Origin of the sequence: Streptomyces sp. NBC_01450, from assembly GCF_036227505.1 — a bacterium.
Taxonomy (GTDB): Bacteria; Actinomycetota; Actinomycetes; order Streptomycetales; family Streptomycetaceae; genus Streptomyces.
This window is the reverse complement of record NZ_CP109480.1, coordinates 8,055,459-8,074,030: the sequence shown is the minus strand read 5'-3', so window position 1 is coordinate 8,074,030 and position 18,572 is coordinate 8,055,459. Positions and strand designations below refer to the sequence as shown.

Annotated in this window: 16 protein-coding genes; 9 read left to right on the top strand and 7 right to left on the bottom strand. The window is 71.4% G+C overall.

Translation table 11 applies throughout. The features are described from left to right. Positions 1 to 20 precede the first annotated feature (20 nt). A complete protein-coding gene (rsmH, locus tag OG568_RS35860; RefSeq protein WP_329534547.1) occupies positions 21 to 977 on the bottom strand; it encodes a 16S rRNA (cytosine(1402)-N(4))-methyltransferase RsmH in 957 nt (318 codons plus the stop codon). A gap of 437 nt (positions 978 to 1,414) precedes the next feature. On the opposite strand from rsmH, the gene OG568_RS35855 reads away from it, so the two are divergent. The 4 genes from OG568_RS35855 to OG568_RS35840 all read left to right on the top strand — a co-directional run bounded on the left by OG568_RS35855 (position 1,415) and on the right by OG568_RS35840 (position 7,026). Next, on the top strand, positions 1,415 to 1,963 hold the full coding sequence (locus OG568_RS35855; RefSeq protein ID WP_266414846.1) for a beta-class carbonic anhydrase: 549 nt from the start codon (positions 1,415 to 1,417) through the stop codon (positions 1,961 to 1,963). Positions 1,964 to 2,228: 265 nt separating this feature from the next. Next, positions 2,229 to 3,272 (top strand): AAA family ATPase, encoded by a 1,044-nt coding sequence (locus OG568_RS35850; RefSeq protein ID WP_329534546.1) that lies wholly within the window; start codon positions 2,229 to 2,231, stop codon positions 3,270 to 3,272. Next, on the top strand, positions 3,272 to 4,633 hold the full coding sequence (locus OG568_RS35845) for a DUF58 domain-containing protein (RefSeq protein WP_266624100.1): 1,362 nt from the start codon (positions 3,272 to 3,274) through the stop codon (positions 4,631 to 4,633). Before OG568_RS35850 ends, OG568_RS35845 begins: the two co-directional genes overlap by 1 nt. After that, positions 4,630 to 7,026 carry a transglutaminase TgpA family protein gene (locus tag OG568_RS35840; protein WP_329534545.1) on the top strand — a complete coding sequence of 799 codons (2,397 nt, stop codon included), beginning with the start codon at positions 4,630 to 4,632 and terminating at the stop codon, positions 7,024 to 7,026. Before OG568_RS35845 ends, OG568_RS35840 begins: the two co-directional genes overlap by 4 nt. 222 nt (positions 7,027 to 7,248) lie before the next feature. Here the strand turns inward: OG568_RS35840 and OG568_RS35835 are convergent, their stop codons facing one another. The 3 genes from OG568_RS35835 to OG568_RS35825 form a co-directional block, all read right to left on the bottom strand. Next, entirely contained in the window at positions 7,249 to 7,644 is a 396-nt protein-coding gene (locus OG568_RS35835) for a DUF3040 domain-containing protein (RefSeq protein WP_266414838.1), read from the bottom strand. A 275-nt stretch (positions 7,645 to 7,919) separates the two neighbouring features. Next, entirely contained in the window at positions 7,920 to 8,690 is a 771-nt protein-coding gene (locus OG568_RS35830) for a methyltransferase (RefSeq protein ID WP_266414836.1), read from the bottom strand. 201 nt (positions 8,691 to 8,891) lie between these two features. Then, positions 8,892 to 9,473 carry an SAV_6107 family HEPN domain-containing protein gene (locus OG568_RS35825; protein ID WP_329534544.1) on the bottom strand — a complete coding sequence of 194 codons (582 nt, stop codon included), beginning with the start codon at positions 9,471 to 9,473 and terminating at the stop codon, positions 8,892 to 8,894. A gap of 166 nt (positions 9,474 to 9,639) precedes the next feature. Here OG568_RS35825 and OG568_RS35820 point away from each other — a divergent pair, with 166 nt between their 5' ends. The 5 genes from OG568_RS35820 to OG568_RS35800 all read left to right on the top strand — a co-directional run bounded on the left by OG568_RS35820 (position 9,640) and on the right by OG568_RS35800 (position 15,646). Then, positions 9,640 to 10,413: an ATP-binding cassette domain-containing protein gene (locus tag OG568_RS35820; RefSeq protein ID WP_329534543.1), complete on the top strand. Its 774-nt coding sequence runs from the start codon at positions 9,640 to 9,642 to the stop codon at positions 10,411 to 10,413. Next, entirely contained in the window at positions 10,385 to 12,469 is a 2,085-nt protein-coding gene (locus OG568_RS35815; RefSeq protein ID WP_329534542.1) for a YhgE/Pip domain-containing protein, read from the top strand. The genes OG568_RS35820 and OG568_RS35815 overlap by 29 nt, the downstream gene beginning before the upstream one ends. Before the next feature lie 11 nt (positions 12,470 to 12,480). Further along, on the top strand, positions 12,481 to 13,107 hold the full coding sequence (locus tag OG568_RS35810; RefSeq protein ID WP_054231506.1) for a TetR/AcrR family transcriptional regulator: 627 nt from the start codon (positions 12,481 to 12,483) through the stop codon (positions 13,105 to 13,107). Between the two features lie 385 nt (positions 13,108 to 13,492). Continuing rightward, complete coding sequence (locus tag OG568_RS35805; protein WP_329534541.1) at positions 13,493 to 14,107, top strand: DUF4126 domain-containing protein; 615 nt, start codon at positions 13,493 to 13,495, stop codon at positions 14,105 to 14,107. Between the two features lie 45 nt (positions 14,108 to 14,152). After that, complete coding sequence (locus tag OG568_RS35800) at positions 14,153 to 15,646, top strand: phytoene desaturase family protein (protein ID WP_329534540.1); 1,494 nt, start codon at positions 14,153 to 14,155, stop codon at positions 15,644 to 15,646. Positions 15,647 to 15,686: 40 nt separating this feature from the next. Here the strand turns inward: OG568_RS35800 and OG568_RS35795 are convergent, their stop codons facing one another. From OG568_RS35795 to thiE, 3 genes are all read right to left on the bottom strand, one after another. Continuing rightward, positions 15,687 to 16,697, bottom strand: a complete 1,011-nt coding sequence (locus OG568_RS35795) for an SCO2102 family sporulation regulator (protein WP_329534539.1) — start codon at positions 16,695 to 16,697, stop codon at positions 15,687 to 15,689. 56 nt (positions 16,698 to 16,753) lie between these two features. Then, on the bottom strand, positions 16,754 to 17,677 hold the full coding sequence (metF, locus tag OG568_RS35790; protein WP_266414821.1) for a methylenetetrahydrofolate reductase [NAD(P)H]: 924 nt from the start codon (positions 17,675 to 17,677) through the stop codon (positions 16,754 to 16,756). Positions 17,678 to 17,835: 158 nt separating this feature from the next. Beyond that, positions 17,836 to 18,486 carry a thiamine phosphate synthase gene (thiE, locus tag OG568_RS35785; RefSeq protein ID WP_329534538.1) on the bottom strand — a complete coding sequence of 217 codons (651 nt, stop codon included), beginning with the start codon at positions 18,484 to 18,486 and terminating at the stop codon, positions 17,836 to 17,838. Between the last annotated feature and the right edge of the window lie 86 nt (positions 18,487 to 18,572).

Genomic DNA, 18,572 nt, shown 5'->3' with positions numbered 1-18,572 from the left:
GATCTCCCCCTCCTGGCGCCTCACTCGGCGTCCTCCCGGATGCGCTGGGCGCCGCGCAGCCGTGCGGGAGCCGCTCGCCGGTTCTCGGCGACCTCTTCCTCGGTGGGAAGTTCGGCACCGCGGGTGAGCAGCTTGAGCCGGGGCTGGTAGCGCTCGGGCACGACCGGCAGACCGGGCGGCGCGGTGGTGGCGGCACCCGCCGCGAACACCTGCTTGACCAGCCGGTCCTCCAACGAGTGGTACGACAGGACGGCGATCCGGCCGCGGACGGCGAGCGCCTTCACGGCCGCGGGAATCGCCCGCTCCAGAACGCTGAGCTCCCCGTTGACCTCGATGCGCAGCGCCTGGAAGGTGCGCTTGGCGGGGTTGCCGCCGGTGCGCTTGGCAGCCTGCGGCAGGGAGTCGCGGATCAGCTCGACGAGCCGTGCGCTGTTGCTGAAGGGTTCCTTCTCGCGTTCGCGCACGATGGCGGAGACGATCCGCTTGGCCTGCTTCTCCTCGCCGTACGCGCGCAGGATCCGCACCAGTTCGCCCGGCGGGTAGGTGTTGAGCACCTCGGCCGCGCTGATGCCGGTCGTCTGGTCCATCCGCATGTCGAGCGGGGCGTCCTGGGCGTAGGCGAAGCCGCGGTCGGCCTCGTCGAGTTGCATGGAGGAGACACCCAGGTCGAACAGGACGCCCTGGACATGCGGGATGTCGAGGCGGTCGAGCACCTCGGGCAGTTCGTCGTAAACCGCGTGCACGAGGGTCGCACGGTCGCCGAAGGGGGCGAGCCGCTCCCCGGAGAGGCGCAGCGCCTCCTTGTCGCGGTCGAGGGCGACGAGACGGGCCTCGGGGAACCGGGTCAGCAGCGCCTCGCTGTGGCCGCCGAGTCCCAGGGTGCAGTCGACGACCACGGCGCCCGGCTCGGTGAGGGCCGGGGCCAACATGTCCAGGCACCGCTGGAGCATCACCGGGACATGTCGACTCTGACTCAAGGGGCCCTCTCAGGTCCGGCGCGGCCGTACGCACCGCCGGGTCCCCACCCGCTCGAGAAGGGGAGGCCTGCCGGCGCCGGGTGAGTGGCGTCAGCCGACCGGGAGCGGGAGGAGGCCGAGCCGTACGTACGCGCCGAGCACGTGGGAGGAGACGCCGGAAAATCGCCGGGTCTCCAGGGGAAAGCAGTCCAGCAGGGAGAGTCTCGCCTCCCGCTTCGCGTCACTTTAGTCCACGGTGTCTCGCGGTCAATCAACTGGCCTGCGCGTCGCGGACCACTCCTCCACGAACCCCCGATCGAAGCTACGAATCGGCAAAAATCACCTATCCGGGCGATGTCTGAGTGCCCATGTGGGTTACCTCACAACAAGACACGATGACGTTCTTTGTCCCCTCTCACAGCAGGACTACTTCATATGTGACCAGTACCGTCATAGCTATGACGACTTCTGCATCCGTACCCACAGAGCCCGAAGACGCCATAACCACGGGCGGCAGCGTGACCGACCGCCTCGTCGAGGCGAACCAGCGGTACGCGGGCGCGTTCACCGATCCCGGGATGGACGCCCGCCCCGTGCTGCACGTCGCGGTGGTCGCGTGCATGGACGCCAGGCTCGACCTGCACGCCGCCCTCGGCCTGGAACTGGGCGACTGCCACACCATCCGCAACGCGGGCGGCGTCGTCACCGACGACGTGATCCGTTCCCTCACCATCAGCCAGCGGGCGCTCGGCACCCGCAGCGTCGTTCTCATCCACCACACCGGCTGCGGCCTGGAGTCCCTCACCGAGGACTTCCGGCACGACCTGGAGATGGAGGTCGGCCAGCGCCCCGCCTGGGCGGTCGAAGCCTTCCGGGACGTCGAACAGGACGTACGGCAGTCGATGCAGCGCGTGCGCACCTCGCCGTTCCTCCTCCACGCGGACGACGTGCGCGGCTTCGTCTTCGACGTGACGACGGGTCTGCTGCGCGAGATCGACCCCGCCTGAACGCTCCCACCGGGCCCCTCGTAAGACTTCCTGGGGCCCTCGTGGGACCCTCACTTCACGAAAGAACCCCGACCCGCCGGCGCCCAAAGGGTCGCAAGACCTGACATATCGCAGCCAGTTATCCACAGGCGAGTGACACGAACCGGTAACGGCAACAAGAATGCGGTTGTGGCGTCACGCGGAACCACTCTCGCGTGGTGTCCGTGTTTCGGGGTGGGCCGGTCCGCACAGGGCGTCGGCCCGAGAACGGGCCGAGGAGGGCCGGGTGACGACCTATGACGATCGAGCGAGCCTTACAGATCTGACCGCCACTGTGGAGCGTGTCCGCAGTTCGGTGGAAGGAGTGATCGAAGGCAAGCCTGAGGTCGTACGGCTTTCGCTGACCGTGCTGCTCGCCGAGGGACATCTTCTGATCGAGGATGTCCCAGGCGTCGGCAAGACCATGCTCGCCAAGGCACTGGCGCGGTCCATCGACTGCTCGGTGCGGCGTATCCAGTTCACGCCCGACCTGCTGCCCTCGGACATCACGGGTGTGTCCATCTGGGACCAGCAGCGCCGGGACTTCGAGTTCAAGCCGGGTGCGATCTTCGCGCAGATCGTGATCGGCGACGAGATCAACCGCGCCTCTCCCAAGACGCAGTCCGCGCTCCTGGAGTCGATGGAGGAGCGCCAGGTCACCATCGACGGGCAGACCTACGAACTGCCCAGTCCCTTCATGGTGGTGGCCACACAGAACCCGGTCGAGATGGAGGGCACCTACCCGCTGCCGGAGGCCCAGCGCGACCGCTTCATGGCCCGCGTCTCCATCGGCTACCCCAGCGCGGAGGCCGAGCTGCAGATGCTGGACGTGCACGGCGGGATGTCCCCGCTGGACGACCTCCAGCCGGTGGCGCACGCGCACGAGATCGTGAAGCTGATCGACGCGGTCCGCACGGTCCACGTCGCGGAGGCGGTCCGGCGGTACGCGGTGGATCTGGTCGCCGCCACGCGCACCCACCCCGACCTCAGACTCGGCGCCTCGCCGCGTGCCACGCTGCATCTGCTGCGCGCGGCGAAGGCCTCCGCGGCGCTCAGCGGCCGGGAGTACGCGCTGCCGGACGACGTCCAGGCGCTCGCCGTGGCGGTCCTGGCCCACCGTCTGCTCCCCACCGCCCAGGCGCAGTTGAACCGTCGTACGGCCGAGCAGGTCGTCCAGGAGATCCTGCAGCACACCCCCGTTCCCGCGGCGCCCCAGCAGCAGTCGGGGTCGGGCTTCACGATGGGCCGCGGCGCGCCCGCGTACGGCCAGCAACCGCCCCGGAGGCTGTGATGGCGTCCGGGGGGACGGGCGACGCCGAGGAGGACAAGGGCGGGCTGCGCACCGCGCTCGCCGGACTCACCACCCGCGGACGCTCGTTCCTGGCCGCCGGCATCGCGGCCGCGATCTGCGCGTACGTCCTGGGGCAGAGCGATCTCCTGCGGGTCGGCCTGCTCCTCGCGGTCCTGCCACTGGTCTGCACGACCGTGCTGTACCGCACGCGCTACCGGGTGGCGGGCACCCGCAGGCTCTCCCCCGGACGGGTACCCGCCGGTTCCGAGGCCCGCGTCCATCTGCGGATGGACAACGTCTCGCGGCTGCCCACCGGCCTGCTGATGCTCCAGGACCGGGTGCCGTACGTCCTCGGCCCCCGGCCCCGGTTCGTCCTGGACCGGGTGGAGGCGGGTGGCCGGCGCGAGGTGTCCTACCGCGTGCGCTCCGACCTGCGCGGCAGGTATCCGCTGGGTCCGCTGCAACTGCGCCTGACGGACCCGTTCGGGATGTGCGAACTGACCCGCTCGTTCTCGACGTACGACACCCTGACGGTCATCCCGCGCGTGGAACCGCTGCCGCCGGTACGGCTGAGCGGTGAGGCGAAGGGGTACGGCGACGGGCGGCAGCGCTCGCTGGCGCTGGCCGGCGAGGACGACATCATCCCGCGCGGCTACCGCTACGGCGACGACCTGCGCCGGGTGCACTGGCGCCTGACCGCGCGCTACGGCGAGCTGATGGTCCGTCGCGAGGAACAGCCGCAGCGCTCCCGCTGCACGGTGCTGCTCGACACCCGGGGCATCGCCTACGAAGGCGCGGGCCCGGACTCCGCCTTCGAGTGGGCGGTGTCGGGCACGGCGTCGACGCTGGTGCACATGCTCGAGCGGGGCTTCTCGGTGCGGCTGTTGACGGACGACGGCAACTCGGTGCCCGGCGAGGGCGCCGACGGGTTCGCGGGCGCGAGCCAGGAGTCGGCGGACGCGGCCGGACTGATGATGGACACCCTCGCGGTCATCGACCACTCGGACGGCGCCGGGCTGTCCCGGGCGTACGACGTCCTGCGCGGCGGCAACGAAGGGCTGCTGATCGCTTTTCTCGGCGACCTCGACGAGGAGCAGGCGACGGTGCTCGCCAAGATGCGCCAGCGCAGCGGCGGGGCCGTCGCCTTCCTGCTGGACAGCGAGACATGGGTGCGGGAACCGACCGACGTCCCCGGCCCGTTGGACAGGAGCGAGGATCGACTGCGCATGCTGCGTGAGGCGGGCTGGACAGCCGTGACGGTGCCACGGGGGGCGGAGCTCGCCGATCTGTGGCGGCAGGCGGACCGGCAGCGCACGGGTGCCGCGTCGACGGGCAGTACGGCAGGGGGTGGGCGCTCATGAGCGGGCGGGCTCGGCTGACGCTGTACTCGGCGGCGGCCACACTGATGGCGGCGTGCGCGCTGCTGCCGCTGGTCAAGCCGGCCACATGGTTCCTCCAGGCGGCGTTCCTGCTGTCGCTGCAGTCCGGTGTGGGCGCGCTGACCCGGCGGGTTCCGCTGGCCCGGCCACTGACGGTGGCGGCGCAGGCGCTGATGACACTGATGCTGCTCACACTGGTCTTCGCCCAGCAACAGGCCCTCGCCGGCTTCGTCCCGGGACCGGACGCGTTCCGGCACTTCGGCGATCTGCTGCAGGCGGGCACGGACGACGTGGGGCGGTACGCGATCCCGGCGCCGCTGTCCGACGGCATCCGCCTGATGCTGATCGGCGGCGTCCTGGTGATCGGGCTCGCGGTGGACACGCTCGCGGTGACGTTCCGCAGCGCGGCCCCCGCCGGGCTCCCGCTGCTCGCGCTGTACTCGGTGGCCGCGGGACTGTCGGGCGGCGGCTGGGCCTGGCTGTGGTTCCTGCTCGCGGCCGCCGGCTATCTGATGCTGCTCCTGGCGGAGGGCCGCGACCGGCTCTCGCAGTGGGGTCGGGTCTTCGGCGGCGCACCCCGCTCACAGGGGCTGGACGCCTCTTCCGGCACGGTCGCACCCGTCCGTACGGGGCGGCGCATCAGCGCGGTCGCGCTGGGCATCGCCCTGGCGGTGCCCCTCGCCCTGCCCGCGCTCGACGGCGGTCTGCTGGGCGGCACGGGGACAGGCGTCGGCTCGGGTTCCGGGGGCGGCACGATCTCCGCGGTGAACCCGCTGGTCTCGCTCCGCGACAGCCTGAACGTGGACGAGGACCGCCAGGTCCTGTCCTACCGCACCAACACCGACGACACCCAGGACATGTATCTGCGGATCGTGTCGCTGGACGACTTCGACGGCACGGCGTGGAAGCCGGCCCAGCGCCATATCGAGGACGTGCCGGACACCTTCCCGACACCGATCGGCCTCGGGGCCGATGTCCAGCGCAGCGAGATCCAGACCCGCGTCGCGGCGGCCGACTGGTACGCGCAGGACTGGCTCCCGATGCCGTACCCGGCCAGCAAGGTGAACATCAACGGCAGTTGGCGGTACGAGCCGGTCGGGCGCACGCTCGTCGGTGACCACGGCCAGAACACGCGCGGCGTGCAGTACGAGGTGACGAGCCTGATCGTGCAGCCGACCGCGGAGCAACTGGCGAACGCTCCGGAGCCGTCGAAGGCCCTGAAGCGCGAGTTCACCAAGGTGCCGTCGTCGCTGCCCGCGGTGGTGGCCGACACGGCGCGCAAGGTCACCGCGGGCTCGACGAACCACTACGAGCAGGCGGTCAAACTCCAGGACTACTTCGCGGTGAACGGCGGATTCACCTACAACACCCAGGTGCAGGTGGGCAGCGGCTCGGCCGCGATCGCGCGGTTCCTGAAGGACAAGCAGGGTTTCTGCGTCCACTTCTCCTTCGCGATGGCCTCGATGGCCCGCACGCTGGGGATACCGGCCCGGGTCGCGGTGGGCTTCACGCCCGGCTCTCCGCAGGCCGACGGTTCGATGTCGGTGGGGCTGCGGGACGCGCACGCCTGGCCCGAGCTGTACTTCGAAGGGGTGGGCTGGACCCGCTTCGAGCCGACCCCCAACCGGGGCTCGGTGCCGGAGTACACGCAGACGCAGACGCCCGGGTCGGACTCGCCCACCGTGCCGAAGCCGTCGACGTCGACCTCCGCCGCGCCGTCCACCGCCCCCTCGGCCAGCGGCAACTGCCTGGCCGAGCAGAAGAAGCTGGAGGCGTGCACGAGCCAGTCGGCGCTGGCCACGGTGGGCTCCAAGGACGACGGCACTCCGTGGTTGCCGATCCTCGGGTACACACTGGCCGGGCTCCTGCTGCTGGTCGTGCCGCTGCTGCCGATGCTGTGGCGGATCCGGCAGCGGTCCGTGCGGTTGGGCGCGCACGGCCGCAGTGAGGCGGACGCGCCCGCGTACACGCTCGCGACGTGGCTGGAGGTGACCGACACGGCGTGGGACTACGGAATCGTGCCGGACGAGTCCCAGACGCCACGGAAGGCCGCGGCGCGGATCGTGCGACTCGGGCACCTCGACGCGGAGGCGTCGGAGGCGGCGGAGGCGGTGCACCGGATGGCCGCTGCGGTGGAGCAGGTGCTGTACGCCCCGCACCCACGGCTGACGACGGGGCTCGCGGAAGACGCGCGTCGCGTCGCGGACGCCCTGCACGCCAGGGCGAGCCGTACGGCCCGCCTGCGCGCGCTGCTGGCGCCCCGCTCAGCCGTCCGGGTGGTCTGGGCGACGTCGGCCTACTGGGCGGCTCTGTCGGCCCGGCTGGCGGCGCGCAGGGAGACCCTGCTGCGACGTCCTTCGGGACAGAACAGCTGACGTCGCGTTGAACCGTGTGGCCCGTTTCCCCGGCCGGGGAAACGGGCCACATGTGGTTGGTGCGCGCACCGGGGCCGGCTCCGGTGGTTACCGCACCGGCGGTGCCGGCCCGGCGTCCCACAGGCGAGGGAGATGCCTCGGGGTACGGCTGAGGGGGTGTCCCACCCGGCCCGGGTGGGACACCCCCTCACGCGTTGTCTTCGACTGCGGGCGCCCGCAGGGCTACTGACCCTGCTCGTCCCGGCGTCGCTGCCAGCGTTGTTCGATGCGGTCCATCATGGAGCGGCGCTGTCGGCCCTGGCGGCGCGCGGCGGCTGTGCCGGGCGCGGCCGGTTGCTCACCCGGCTTGGGAGCCTTGCGCCAACCGGTCACGGCGAGCACCGCACAGCCCAGCATGACGAGAAAACCCACCACGCTTACCCAGATCTGCTTCGAGACCATTCCGGCCATGAGGAGCGCGATACCCACCAGGAAGCCCGCGACCGCCTGGTAGACCCGTCGCCGGGTGTACGTACGCAGCCCGCTTCCCTCAAGCGCTGTCGCGAACTTGGGATCTTCGGCGTACAGCGCTCGCTCCATCTGCTCGAGCATTCGCTGCTCGTGCTCCGAGAGCGGCACGGCGTCCTCCTCATCGTGCAGTCGCCGGGGCGACCGGGGGTCCCCTTCAGGATAGGCAGGGAATCGCCCCCGTGAAACCCGCCCCTCTGCGCCAATTCGCCAACCGGAACCCGCCATGGCACCCCGATTCACTGAGGCGTGCATTCCCCAGCGACCGGCCCGTCATGCCGGACGGTCTCCCTCGATCATACGGCGCCGAGCGTCCGATCGGGTGGCGTGTGGCGTACTCCATCTGCCGCCCCGCCCCTGATCAGGGGCGCAACAGGAGAGGCGGCTCACCCCTCGTCGGCCCCCCGCGTCTCACCCAGCACATGAAGCTGCGTGGCCACGGAGTGGAACGCGGGCAGTTCGGCGGCCGCCGCCTCGAGTTTCAGGAGGGCTTCCACGGCACCCGGCTCGGTGTCCACGAGGACGCCGGGGACCAGGTCCGCGAAGACCCGTACGCCGTGCACGGCGCCGACGCGCAGACCCGCGCCCTCGACGAGCGCGGTGAGCTGGTCGGCGGTGAAGCGGTGGGGTACGGGATCACCCTCGCCCCAGCGTCCGTCCGGGTCGTCGAGCGCCTGCCTGGCCTCCTTGAAGTGCCCGGCGAGGGCGCGGGCGAGCACGGCCCCGCCAAGGCCCGCCGCGAGAAGGCTGAGGACGCCCTCGGGGCGCAGCGCGTCCACCACGTTGCGCACGCCGTCGGCGGGGTCGTCCACGTACTCCAGGACCCCGTGGCACAGCACGACGTCGTAGCCACCGCGCTGGACGACGTCGAAGAGGCCGTGGGCGTCGCCCTGGACGCCCTTGACCCGGTCGGCGACTCCGGCCTCGGCGGCCCGGCGTTCCAGCGCGAACAGCGCGTTCGGGCTGGGGTCGACGACGGTGACGCGGTGACCGAGGCGGGCCACGGGCACCGCGAAGTTGCCGCTGCCGCCTCCAGTGTCGAGGACGTCCAGGGACTCCCGCCCCGTGGCCTTGACCCGGCGGTCGAGGGCGTCCTTGAGGACCTCCCAGACCACGGCGGTACGGAGAGAGGCGCGGGGGCGCATCGAGTCCGGCACGGCAGTTGACTCCTCGGAGCGGCACCGCCTCTTGCGCGGCGGAGCGATCGGGGGGCCTCCCGGCAGGAGGCTTCAGGCGCCTCCACCCTATTGCCTCCGCCGTCATACCCGACCCTCCGTCTCACGCAGCGGATCATGCGTCGGATCAGGCCTCGGACCAGGCCTCGGACCAGGCCTCACCTCGCGCGGCGGATCACGGGGTCAGCCCGCGTCCGGGACTTCCCGGACCTCCATGTCCTCCATGTCCTCCCTGTCTTCGTCCCCTTCCTTCCCGTTCCGCCGGGGCTGGGGCAGTACGGGTTGCAGCACCAGCATCCGCTCGACGAGGCGCAGGAACATCGCCACGTCGCGTATCAGGTCGTCGGCGTCACGGGTGCCGGCCGCGCCCCGGATACCCGCCTCGGCGCGGGCGCGCCGGTCGGCCCCGGAGGCGAACAGGGCGCTCCACTCGGTGAGTTCGGGTGCGATCTCGGGGAGCACCTCCCAGGCGCTGCGGATGCGGGCGCGGCGTCGCGGTGTGGGCTCCGGGCGGCCTCGTGCGGCGAGGACGGCGGCGGCGGTGCGCAGGGCCGCCAAGTGCGCTGTCGCGTAGCGCTCATTGGGCGTTTCCAGGGCGATCGCCTCGTCGAGGCCGGCGCGGGCCTGGGCGAGCAGGTCGAGGGCGGCGGGCGGGGCCGTGGCCCGGCGGAGCACGGGGTGCACATCGCTCGCCGGGCCGGTCAGTGAGGGGGCAGGGCCGGTGGCGCGGCGCCGGTGTGCGGCTGCTGCGGAAGAGGTGGCCATGACGAACCTCCTGTCGTCTGTGTGACGGCACTGTGGCCGTATGTGCCCATAGTGAGGTATGCCACTGACAATCCGTTCTGACCTGCGCCTTTGCTTCGATCGAAGGTTCGGGTTAGTTTTTGCACTGACCAGTCAGTTCAAAAAATGTTCAGGGGATGGGGACGCTGTGGACGGTCCGCGCGGATTCGGTGTCACGGCAAGGGACTTCGGACTCCAGGGCCCTCGCGGCTGGGCGTTCCGAGGGATCGGTGTCGATGCCGAACCCGGCTCGCTGATCGCGATCGAGGGGCCGTCCGGCTCGGGCCGTACGTGTCTGCTGCTCGCGCTCTCGGGCCGGATGCGCTCCACCGAGGGGACGGCCACCGTGGGCAGGGCGACGCTGCCGCGGCAGATGGCCGCGGTGCGTCGCGCCGGTGCGCTCGCCCATGTCCCGGGTGTCACCGACCTGGACCCCGCCCTGACCGTCGGGGAGCACCTGCTCGAACGGGCGCTGCTGCAGCGGCGGTTCGGGGGTTCCCTGAAGAACTCGCTGCGCGGACTGGCGCGTCCGCGCAGCGAGCGGGCGGCCGAGGGGAAGCCGCGGATCGACTCCGCGCTGGCCGCCGCCGGCCTGGACCGGGAGTCCCTGCCCAAGGGCTCCCGGACCGCCGTACGTGACCTGGAACGCCTCGAAGCCCTGCGGCTGTCCGTCGCACTGGCTCTCGTCGGCCGCCCGGGACTGCTCGGCGTCGACGACACCGACCTCAAGCTGTCGGCCGTCGAACGGGCCGAGGTCTGGGCCCTGTTGAAGTCGATCGCCCAGTCGGGCACCACGGTCGTGGCGGTGTGCAGCGAGGCCCCCGAGGGGGCCGTCCTCGTGTCCACCGGCCAGGCCGACCACACCAGCGAGACCGACGACAAGGAGACGGCCGATGCGCTCGCCGAGACTGGCCGCTCTTGAACTCAGGCGCTTCGGCCGGGGCAAGCTCCCGCGCGCCGCGCTGGCCGCGCTCCTGTTGCTGCCGCTGTTGTACGGCGCCCTCTACCTGTGGTCGTTCTGGGACCCGTACGGCCGACTGGACCGTATCCCCGTGGCGCTCGTGAACGACGACAAGGGAGCGAGTGTCGCGGGCAAGAAGCTCTCGGCGGGCGAGGACATCACCAAGGGACTGCGCGACAGCGACACCTTCGAGTGGCACGAGGTGAGCGCTGCCGAGGCCCGCCGGGGCGTCGAGGACGGCACGTACTACCTGTCGCTGACCATGCCGTCCGACTTCAGCAGGAGGATCGCCTCCAGCTCCGGAGAGGCACCGCAGACGGGCGCCCTCCAGGTGCGCACGAACGACGCGAACAACTACATCGTCGGGCAGATCTCGCGGACGGTGTTCGGCGAGGTGCGCACGGCGGCGTCCACGAAGGCCTCGCGGTCGTTCCTCGACAAGATCTTCATCTCGTTCTCGGACATCCACGGGGCGACCGAGAAGGCCGCCAAGGGGGCCGACCAGCTCAGCGGCGGGATCAGCCGGGCGCGGAAGGGCTCCGAGGACCTCGCCGACGGCCTCAAGGACGCCAAGGAGGGCAGTGGCGAGCTCTCCGGGGGCCTGAGGAAGCTCGACAAGGGCGCGGGCGACCTGGCCGACGGCTCGCGGCAGGTGGCCGACGGCACGCAGGCGCTGGCCGACAAGGTCAACGGGGTCGCCGACAAGGTGGGCCCCTTCCTGAAGGACAACGAGAAGTCGATCGGCGACACGGCCCGCCTCGTCGCCGACTCCGCCGCGGGGATCCGCCACAACCTCGACACCCTGGTGACGACGGCCCCGGCCGCCGCCAAGGGCGCCCACACGGCGTCCGACGCGCTGAACGCCGTCTACAGGGCGCGCTGCGAGACCCTGCCGGTGCCCGACGCCGCGTGCCCCGACCTGAAGAAGGCCCGGCAGGCGGCCGCGGACGTGGCCGAGGTCGCCGACGACGTGAACACGCTCATCGGCGATCAGAACGGCGATCTCGACCGGCTCGACAAGAACCTGGGCACCCTCCAGAAGCAGGCCCAGGCCCTCGCCGACCGCTCGCCGCACCTCTCCGAAGACCTCGCCGACGCCGTCTCCAAGGTCGACAAGCTGAACGAGGGCGCCGAGAAGGTCGCCACGGGGGCCAGGAAGCTGCGCGCCGGGCTCGGCACGGCCAGGACCGGCGCGGCGGACCTCGACACGGGTGTCGGCGAGCTGAAGACGGGCGCGAGCACCCTCGACGAGGGCATGTACAAGCTCGTCGGCGGCTCGGGACAACTCGCCGGCGGACTGCACGACGGCGCCGGGCAGATCCCCGACTACGACCGGCAGGACCGCGACCTGCGCACCCAGGTCATGGCCGACCCGGTGAAGCTCGCCTCCAAGGACCTGCACAAGGCGCCCAACTACGGCACCGGCTTCGCCCCGTACTTCATCCCGCTGTCCCTGTGGGTGGGCGCGATGGTGGCCTACATGCTGATCCAGCCGCTGAACCGGCGCGCGCTCGCGGTGGGTGCCTCGGCCTGGCGTGTCGCGCTGGCGGGCTGGCTGCCGGTGGCCGCTCTGGGCGTGCTCCAGACGGTGGCCCTGATGTCCGTGCTGCACTGGGCGATCGGCCTGGAGATGGTGCGGGCGGCCGGGACGGTCGGATTCCTGTGCCTGGTGACGGCGTGCTTCGCGGCGCTCGTGCAGTGGCTGAACGCACGCTTCGGAGCGGCGGGCCGGATCCTCGTGCTCGCCCTCCTGATGCTCCAGCTGACCTCGGCGGGCGGCACCTACCCCGTCCAGACCAGTCCGGGCTTCTTCAACGCGATCCACCCCTTCTTGCCGATGAGTTACGTCGTCGAGGCCCTCCGCAGGCTCATCACGGGCGGCGGCCTCGGACCGGTCTGGCAGGCGTGCGCCGTCCTCGCGGCGTTCACCGCGGGCGCGCTCGCGCTCACCGCCCTGTCGGCACACCGCAAACAGGTGTGGACCCTCGACCGTCTGCACCCCGAGCTGAGCCTGTGACAATCATGGCCATGGAAAGCAGCAGCACCACGGCAGGCGGCGGTCGTCGCGAGGCGACCCGGCAGAAGCTCTACGAGGCGGCGGTCACCCTCATCGCGGAACAGGGATTCTCCGCCACCACCGTCGACGAGATCGCCGAGCGGGCCGGGGTCGCGAAAGGCACGGTCTACTACAACTTCGCGAGCAAGTCCGTCCTCTTCGAGGAGCTCCTGCGGCACGGCGTGGGACTCCTCACCGCCTCCCTGCGGGAGGCCGCGGAGCGCACCGAGCGGGACGGCGGCACCAAGGTCGACGCGCTGGACGCGATGATCAGGGCCGGGCTCGCCTTCATCAACCGCTACCCCGCCTTCACCCAGCTCTACGTGGCCGAGCTCTGGCGCACCAACCGTGCCTGGCAGTCCACGCTCATGGTGGTCCGGCAGGAGGCGGTCGCGGTCGTCGAGGGCGTGCTGCGCGAAGGGGTGGCGAACGGCGAGCTCAGCGACGAGATCGACATTCCGCTGACGGCCGCCGCGCTGGTCGGGATGGTCCTGGTGGCCGCCCTGGACTGGCAGGCCTTCCAGCCCGAGCGTTCCCTGGACGACGTCCACGCGGCGCTGTCGCGGCTGCTCCAGGGGCGCGTGAGCGGCAACCGGTGAGCTCCGCGGGGGCGGCAGGGAAACGGAGCACGGCGAAGCGCCGGTCCGAGGTGGCCGCGTCCCCCGCGGGCTACCTCGAACCGGCGCTTCGCCGTGCTCCCCCCGTCGTTTCCCCCGTTGGGCCCCGTTCGGTCGTCCCCCGGGTTCCCCCGTGCCTCACTCCCGCCGACGGCGTCGGCGGAAGGAGCGGCCAAGGGCGCGAGGACCGTTCCGCCGCCCCGTGTCGGCGGTGCCGGAGCCGCGCCCCCTTCCGTGCCTCCACTCTCTCGTCCGCGCAGGTCGGGCCCATCCGCGCGCGTACTCATCTCACTCACTAGGTACGGATACTCAGTCGTACGCACTCATCCCCAGGACGCACTGTCGTCGACTGGTTACGATCGCGTCCGTGTCCGTACTCCCCCTGGTCTTCACCAGCGGCTGGGCCAGCGGCATCAACGCGTACGCGGTGGTGCTGCTCCTCGGCGTCTTCGGAGCGACCGGTCTGAGCGACGACGTCCCGGAGTCCCTGCAGCGCCCTGAGATCCTGATCACAGCGGGCGTTCTCTTCCTGTGCGAGGCGGTCGCCGACAAGATCCCGTACGTGGACTCGGTGTGGGACTCGGTGCACACCGTGATCCGGCCGGTGGCGGGAGCCTGGGTGGGGGCGCTGCTCGCCGGACAGAGCGGCTCGCTCTCCGATCTGGCCGCGGGCGCGATCGGCGGTTCTACGGCGCTGGCGAGCCACACGGTCAAGGCCGGGACGCGGATGGCGATCAACACCTCGCCGGAGCCGTTCAGCAACTTGGTCATGAGCACCGCCGAGGATCTCGGGGTCGCCGGGATCCTGACCTTCGCGATGTTCCACCCCGAGGCCGCGGCGATCATCGCGGGCGTGCTGCTGCTCGCGGGGCTGCTGGCGCTCTTCTTCCTGATCTCACGGATCCGCCGGTTCCTGCGCCGCAGGGCCCAGCGCCGGGAGGAGAAACACATGGCCGAGCGGGTGGGACGGCCTCCCGACTGAGCACCGCGGGCCGGGTTGTCGGTGGCGGCCGATAAAGTCGCCGCCATGGGACGGATTGCGGTGATCGGCGCCGGGATGGGCGCGATGGCGGCCGCCGCCCGGCTGGCCGTCGCGGGCCACCGGGTGGTGGTGTACGAGCGTGCGGAGACGTACGGCGGGGCGGTGCGCCGCTTCGAGCGCGACGGCTTCGTGTTCGACACGGGCCCGGGGCTGCTCCCGCTGCCCGCGGTCTACCGCGATCTGTTCGTCAAGACGGGCAAGGAGCCGCTGGAGGCGTGCGTCGAGCTGGTCCAGGTGGACCCGTCCTCGCGGCATGTGTTCGCCGACGGTACGGAGGTGGCTCTGCCCAACGCCTCGCGCGCGGGCGTCGTCACCGCCCTCGACGAGGCGCTCGGGGCGGGCGCGGGCGCACGGTGGGGCGACTTCCTGGTGCGGGCGCGCGAGGCCTGGGACCGCACCCGCAGACCGCTCCTGGAGGAGCCGCTGTGGCCGAACTGGTCGGTGCTCGCCGAGCGCGAGCCCTACCCCTCGATGCCGCACAAGAAGCTGCTGCGCACCCGCCGCGCCACGACCCTCGCCGAGGTCGGCGCCTGGGAGCTGCGCGACCCGCGCCTCACGGCCCTGCTGGAGTGCCACGCCCTCGCCTACGGGCTCGATCCGCGCGCCACCCCGGCGAGCGCGGCCGTGCTGCCGTACATGGAGCACGCCTTCGGCACCTGGTATGTGCGCGGCGGCATACGGGAGTTGGCGCGCGCGGTGTACGAAAGGTGCGTGGCCCGCAGGGTGGAGTTCCGCTTCGGCGCCCCGGTCGAGCGGATCGTCGAGAAGGACGGCCGGGCGGCGGGTGTGGAGCTGGCCGACGGCGAGGTCGCGGACGCGGACTTCGTGGTCGCCGGTGTCGCGCCCGGAGTGCTGGACGCCCTGGCCCCCGGGACGGCGCTACGGGGCGGTGACGAGGTCGCGCCGCAGCGCGGGGCGCCGAGTCGGCTGACCGTGCTGCTGGCGCTGCGTGGAGGGCGTCCCGAGGGGGCGGCACATCGGACGGTGGTGCACGCGGCGGACCGTGCCGAGGAGTTGGACCGGCTCTTCGGTGAGCGTCCGGGGTTGCCCTCCTCGCCCACCGTGACGGTGTCGCGGCCGGACGACCCCGCTCTCGCGCCGGACGCGGGGCACGAGGCGGTCACGCTGAGCGTCACCGTGCCGTCCGGCCTGCCGGTGTCCGAGGCGGACGTGGAGGGGGTGCTCGGCGTCGCCGAGCGCGCGATACCGGACCTGCGCGACCGTCTGCTGTGGCACGAGGTCCGCACCCCGGCCGACATCGCGCGGGAGACGGGCGCGGCGGGCGGTGCCGTCCCCGCACCGGCGCTCGCCGCGGCGGAGGGGCGGCTGCTGCACGCGCCGAACACCACCCGTACGCAGGGGCTGTTCGCGGTCGGCGGCTGGGCCCACCCGGGCGGTGGCCTCCCGCACGCGGGCATGTCGGGCGCCCTGGTGTCCGGGTTGATCGTGGAGGGACCGGAGTTCCGGGGCTCTCAGTGAGCGCACCGGTGTGCCGAAGGCCGCCCGGGGAGGTCAGCCTTCAGTACCGGTACCGCTCGTCGTACCCGGCGCCGTTGGCGTTTCCGTTGCCGTTGTCCTGGTACGGGTAGGGCTGCTCCGGCGGGAGTTCACCACCGTAGGGGTCGTCGGTGCTGCGCTGCTGCGGGACCCAGACACCGCCGGCCGGGGTCTGGGTCTCCCCGGCGTAGCCGTTGGTGGCGTACTGGTCCTGGCCGTAGGCCTGCTGCTGCGTGTACTGCTGGTCGCCGCCACCGTAGGTCGTGTCGTACGAGGCTCCGCCGTAGGTCTGCGTGCCGGTGTACGGGTCGGAGTAGGCGGCGTACTGCTGCTGGCTGTTGTCGTAGCCGTACTGCTGCTGGTCGTAGCCGGTCGAGTAGCCGTCGTACGCGTACGCCTGCTGGTCCTGGGACTGGGCAGCGGCGGCGTAGGACTGGTCGGTGGCGGCCGCGTAGGCGGTGGCGCTGTAGACGCCGTACGAGCCGGTGTCGTCGGGCAGGGGCTGGGGCTCGTACACGGCGGTGCTCTCGGCGGCCGCCTGGTGGCCGGAGCCGGGCTGCGTGAACCGGTCGGACTGCGCGGGCGAGAACACGTCGTCATCGCGGGCGTAGTCGTCGTCCTGGAGGTACGCCGCGCTGCGGACCGGTGCTTCGGCCATGGCCTCGGAACCCTCGGCCGTTTCGAGGCCGGAGTCCTCCGGCCCCAGTTCCTGGTCGTCCTCACCGCGGCGGCGCTTGCTCTTGCCGAAGCCCTTGCCGGCGCCGCTGTCGGCACCCTGACGGTTGCCCACGGCCCAGCCCTCCGCGAAGCCGCGGCGGAACGACAGGGTGACGTAGGTCTGGCCGACCGCGAAGGCCGCCGCGCCGAGCGCGATGACGATCACCGAAGGGATCAGCACGCCGAAGACGACACCGAGGAAGCCGACGAACGCGAGCAGCCGCCAGCGCAGCCGCGCCTTGTACTGCAGCAGCACCTCGCCGAGCAGCCACAGCGCGACGACACCGAACGCGATATAGAGGACCGTCCAGCCCATGTACGCCCCTCTCCCAGTGGCCGCTACGCAGTGTGTCGTACGTGGGTGCGACCGGTCTAGGCCTGCTGCGGGTGGTGCAGGCCCAGATTCTCGTAGATTTCCAGCGTCGCCGTGGAGTTGTTGAGCGTAATGAAGTGCAGACCGGGGACTCCCTCGTCCAACAGCCTCGCGCAGAACTCCGTTGCGAACTCGATGCCAATGGAGCGTACAGCCGCCGGATCGTCTTTGGCTGTGAGGATCCGCTCTTTCAGGACGTCCGGGAATGAAGCGTTGCTGAGCTTCGGAAGTCGTTCCAGCATCTTCACACTTGTCACCGGCATGACTTCCGGGATGACCGGCGTCGTACATCCCGCGGCCACCACCCGGTCACGCAGGCGCAGATACGAATCGGACTGGAAGAACATCTGGGTGATCGCGTAGTCCGCGCCGGCCCGGCACTTGTCCACGAAGTGCGCGACGTCCACGTCCCAGTCCGCGGAGCGGGGGTGCATCTCGGGGAAGGCGGCGACGCCGACACAGAAGTCGCCGGACTCCTTGATGAGACGGACGAGTTCGGCGGCGTAGGTCAGGCCCTGGGGGTGCGGGACCCACTCGCCCATCGGGTCGCCGGGCGGATCGCCGCGGACCGCGAGCATGTTCCGGATACCGGCGTCGGCGTACTGACCGATGATGTTGCGCAGTTCGGCGATGGAGTGGTTGACCGCGGTGAGGTGGGCGACCGGGGTGAGCGTCGTGTCGGCGACGATCTGCTCGGTCTCCTTGACCGTGCCCGCGCGGGTGGAGCCACCGGCACCGTAGGTGACGGAGACGAAGTCGGGGGCGACGGCCTCGACGCGGCGCAGCGCGTTCCACAGGTTCCGCTCGCCCTTGGGGGTTTTCGGCGCGGAGAACTCGAACGAGTACGTCGCCTTGCCGGTGGCGAGCATGTCGCGCACGGTGCGTGCGCGATCAGTCCTGGTGGAAGCAGATCCGAGGGCCATACCCGCAGGTTAGTCAGGGGGCGGCGGTCACCCAACCGAACCGACGACAATTGTCCGATTTGTCGAGTTCTTGTCCACCCCTCGGACACCTGTGGGACAAGCGGTCCGACCATTGATCGGACCATCGAAACGCCCGCTGTGCCTGACGCGGCCGCGGCTTACGCCTGACGCAGCCGCTTCGCGAATTCCCCCGCCGCCGCCCCCGGATCGGCCGCCTCGGTGATCGCCCGAACGACGACGACGCGGCGGGCGCCCGCCTCCAGTACCTCGTCGAGGTTGCCGAGGTCGATGCCGCCGATGGCGAACCAGGGGCGGTCGGTGGCGAGGGACGCCGCGTAACGGACCAGGTCGAGGCCCGGGGCGTGGCGGCCGGGCTTGGTGGGGGTGGGCCAGCAGGGGCCGGTGCAGAAGTAGTCCACGCCGTCCTGGACGGCGGCGGCCGCGGCCTCGGACTCGGCGTGCGTGGAGCGGCCGATCAGGACCTCGTCGCCGAGGATCGCGCGGGCGGCGGGGACCGGGAGGTCGCCCTGGCCCAGGTGGAGTACGTCGGCGCCGATGGCGTGGGCGACGTCCGCGCGGTCGTTGACCGCGAGGAGCTTGCCGTGGCGGGCGCAGGCGTCCGCGAAGACCTGGAGGTGCTCCAGCTCCTCGGCGGCCTCCATGCCCTTGTCGCGCAGCTGCACGATGTCGACGCCGCCGGCCAGGACCGCGTCCAGGAACTCGCCGAGGTCGCCCTGGCGCTTACGGGCGTCCGTGCAGAGGTAGACGCGGGCGTCGGCGAGGCGGGTGCGGGCGGCGTTCTCGGGCATGGGTGTGTCCCCCGTGGTGCGGTGCGTACGGATGTCGTACGCACCCTACGGACGTGGTGCGGTGCGTACGGACCGCGGCGGCCGGG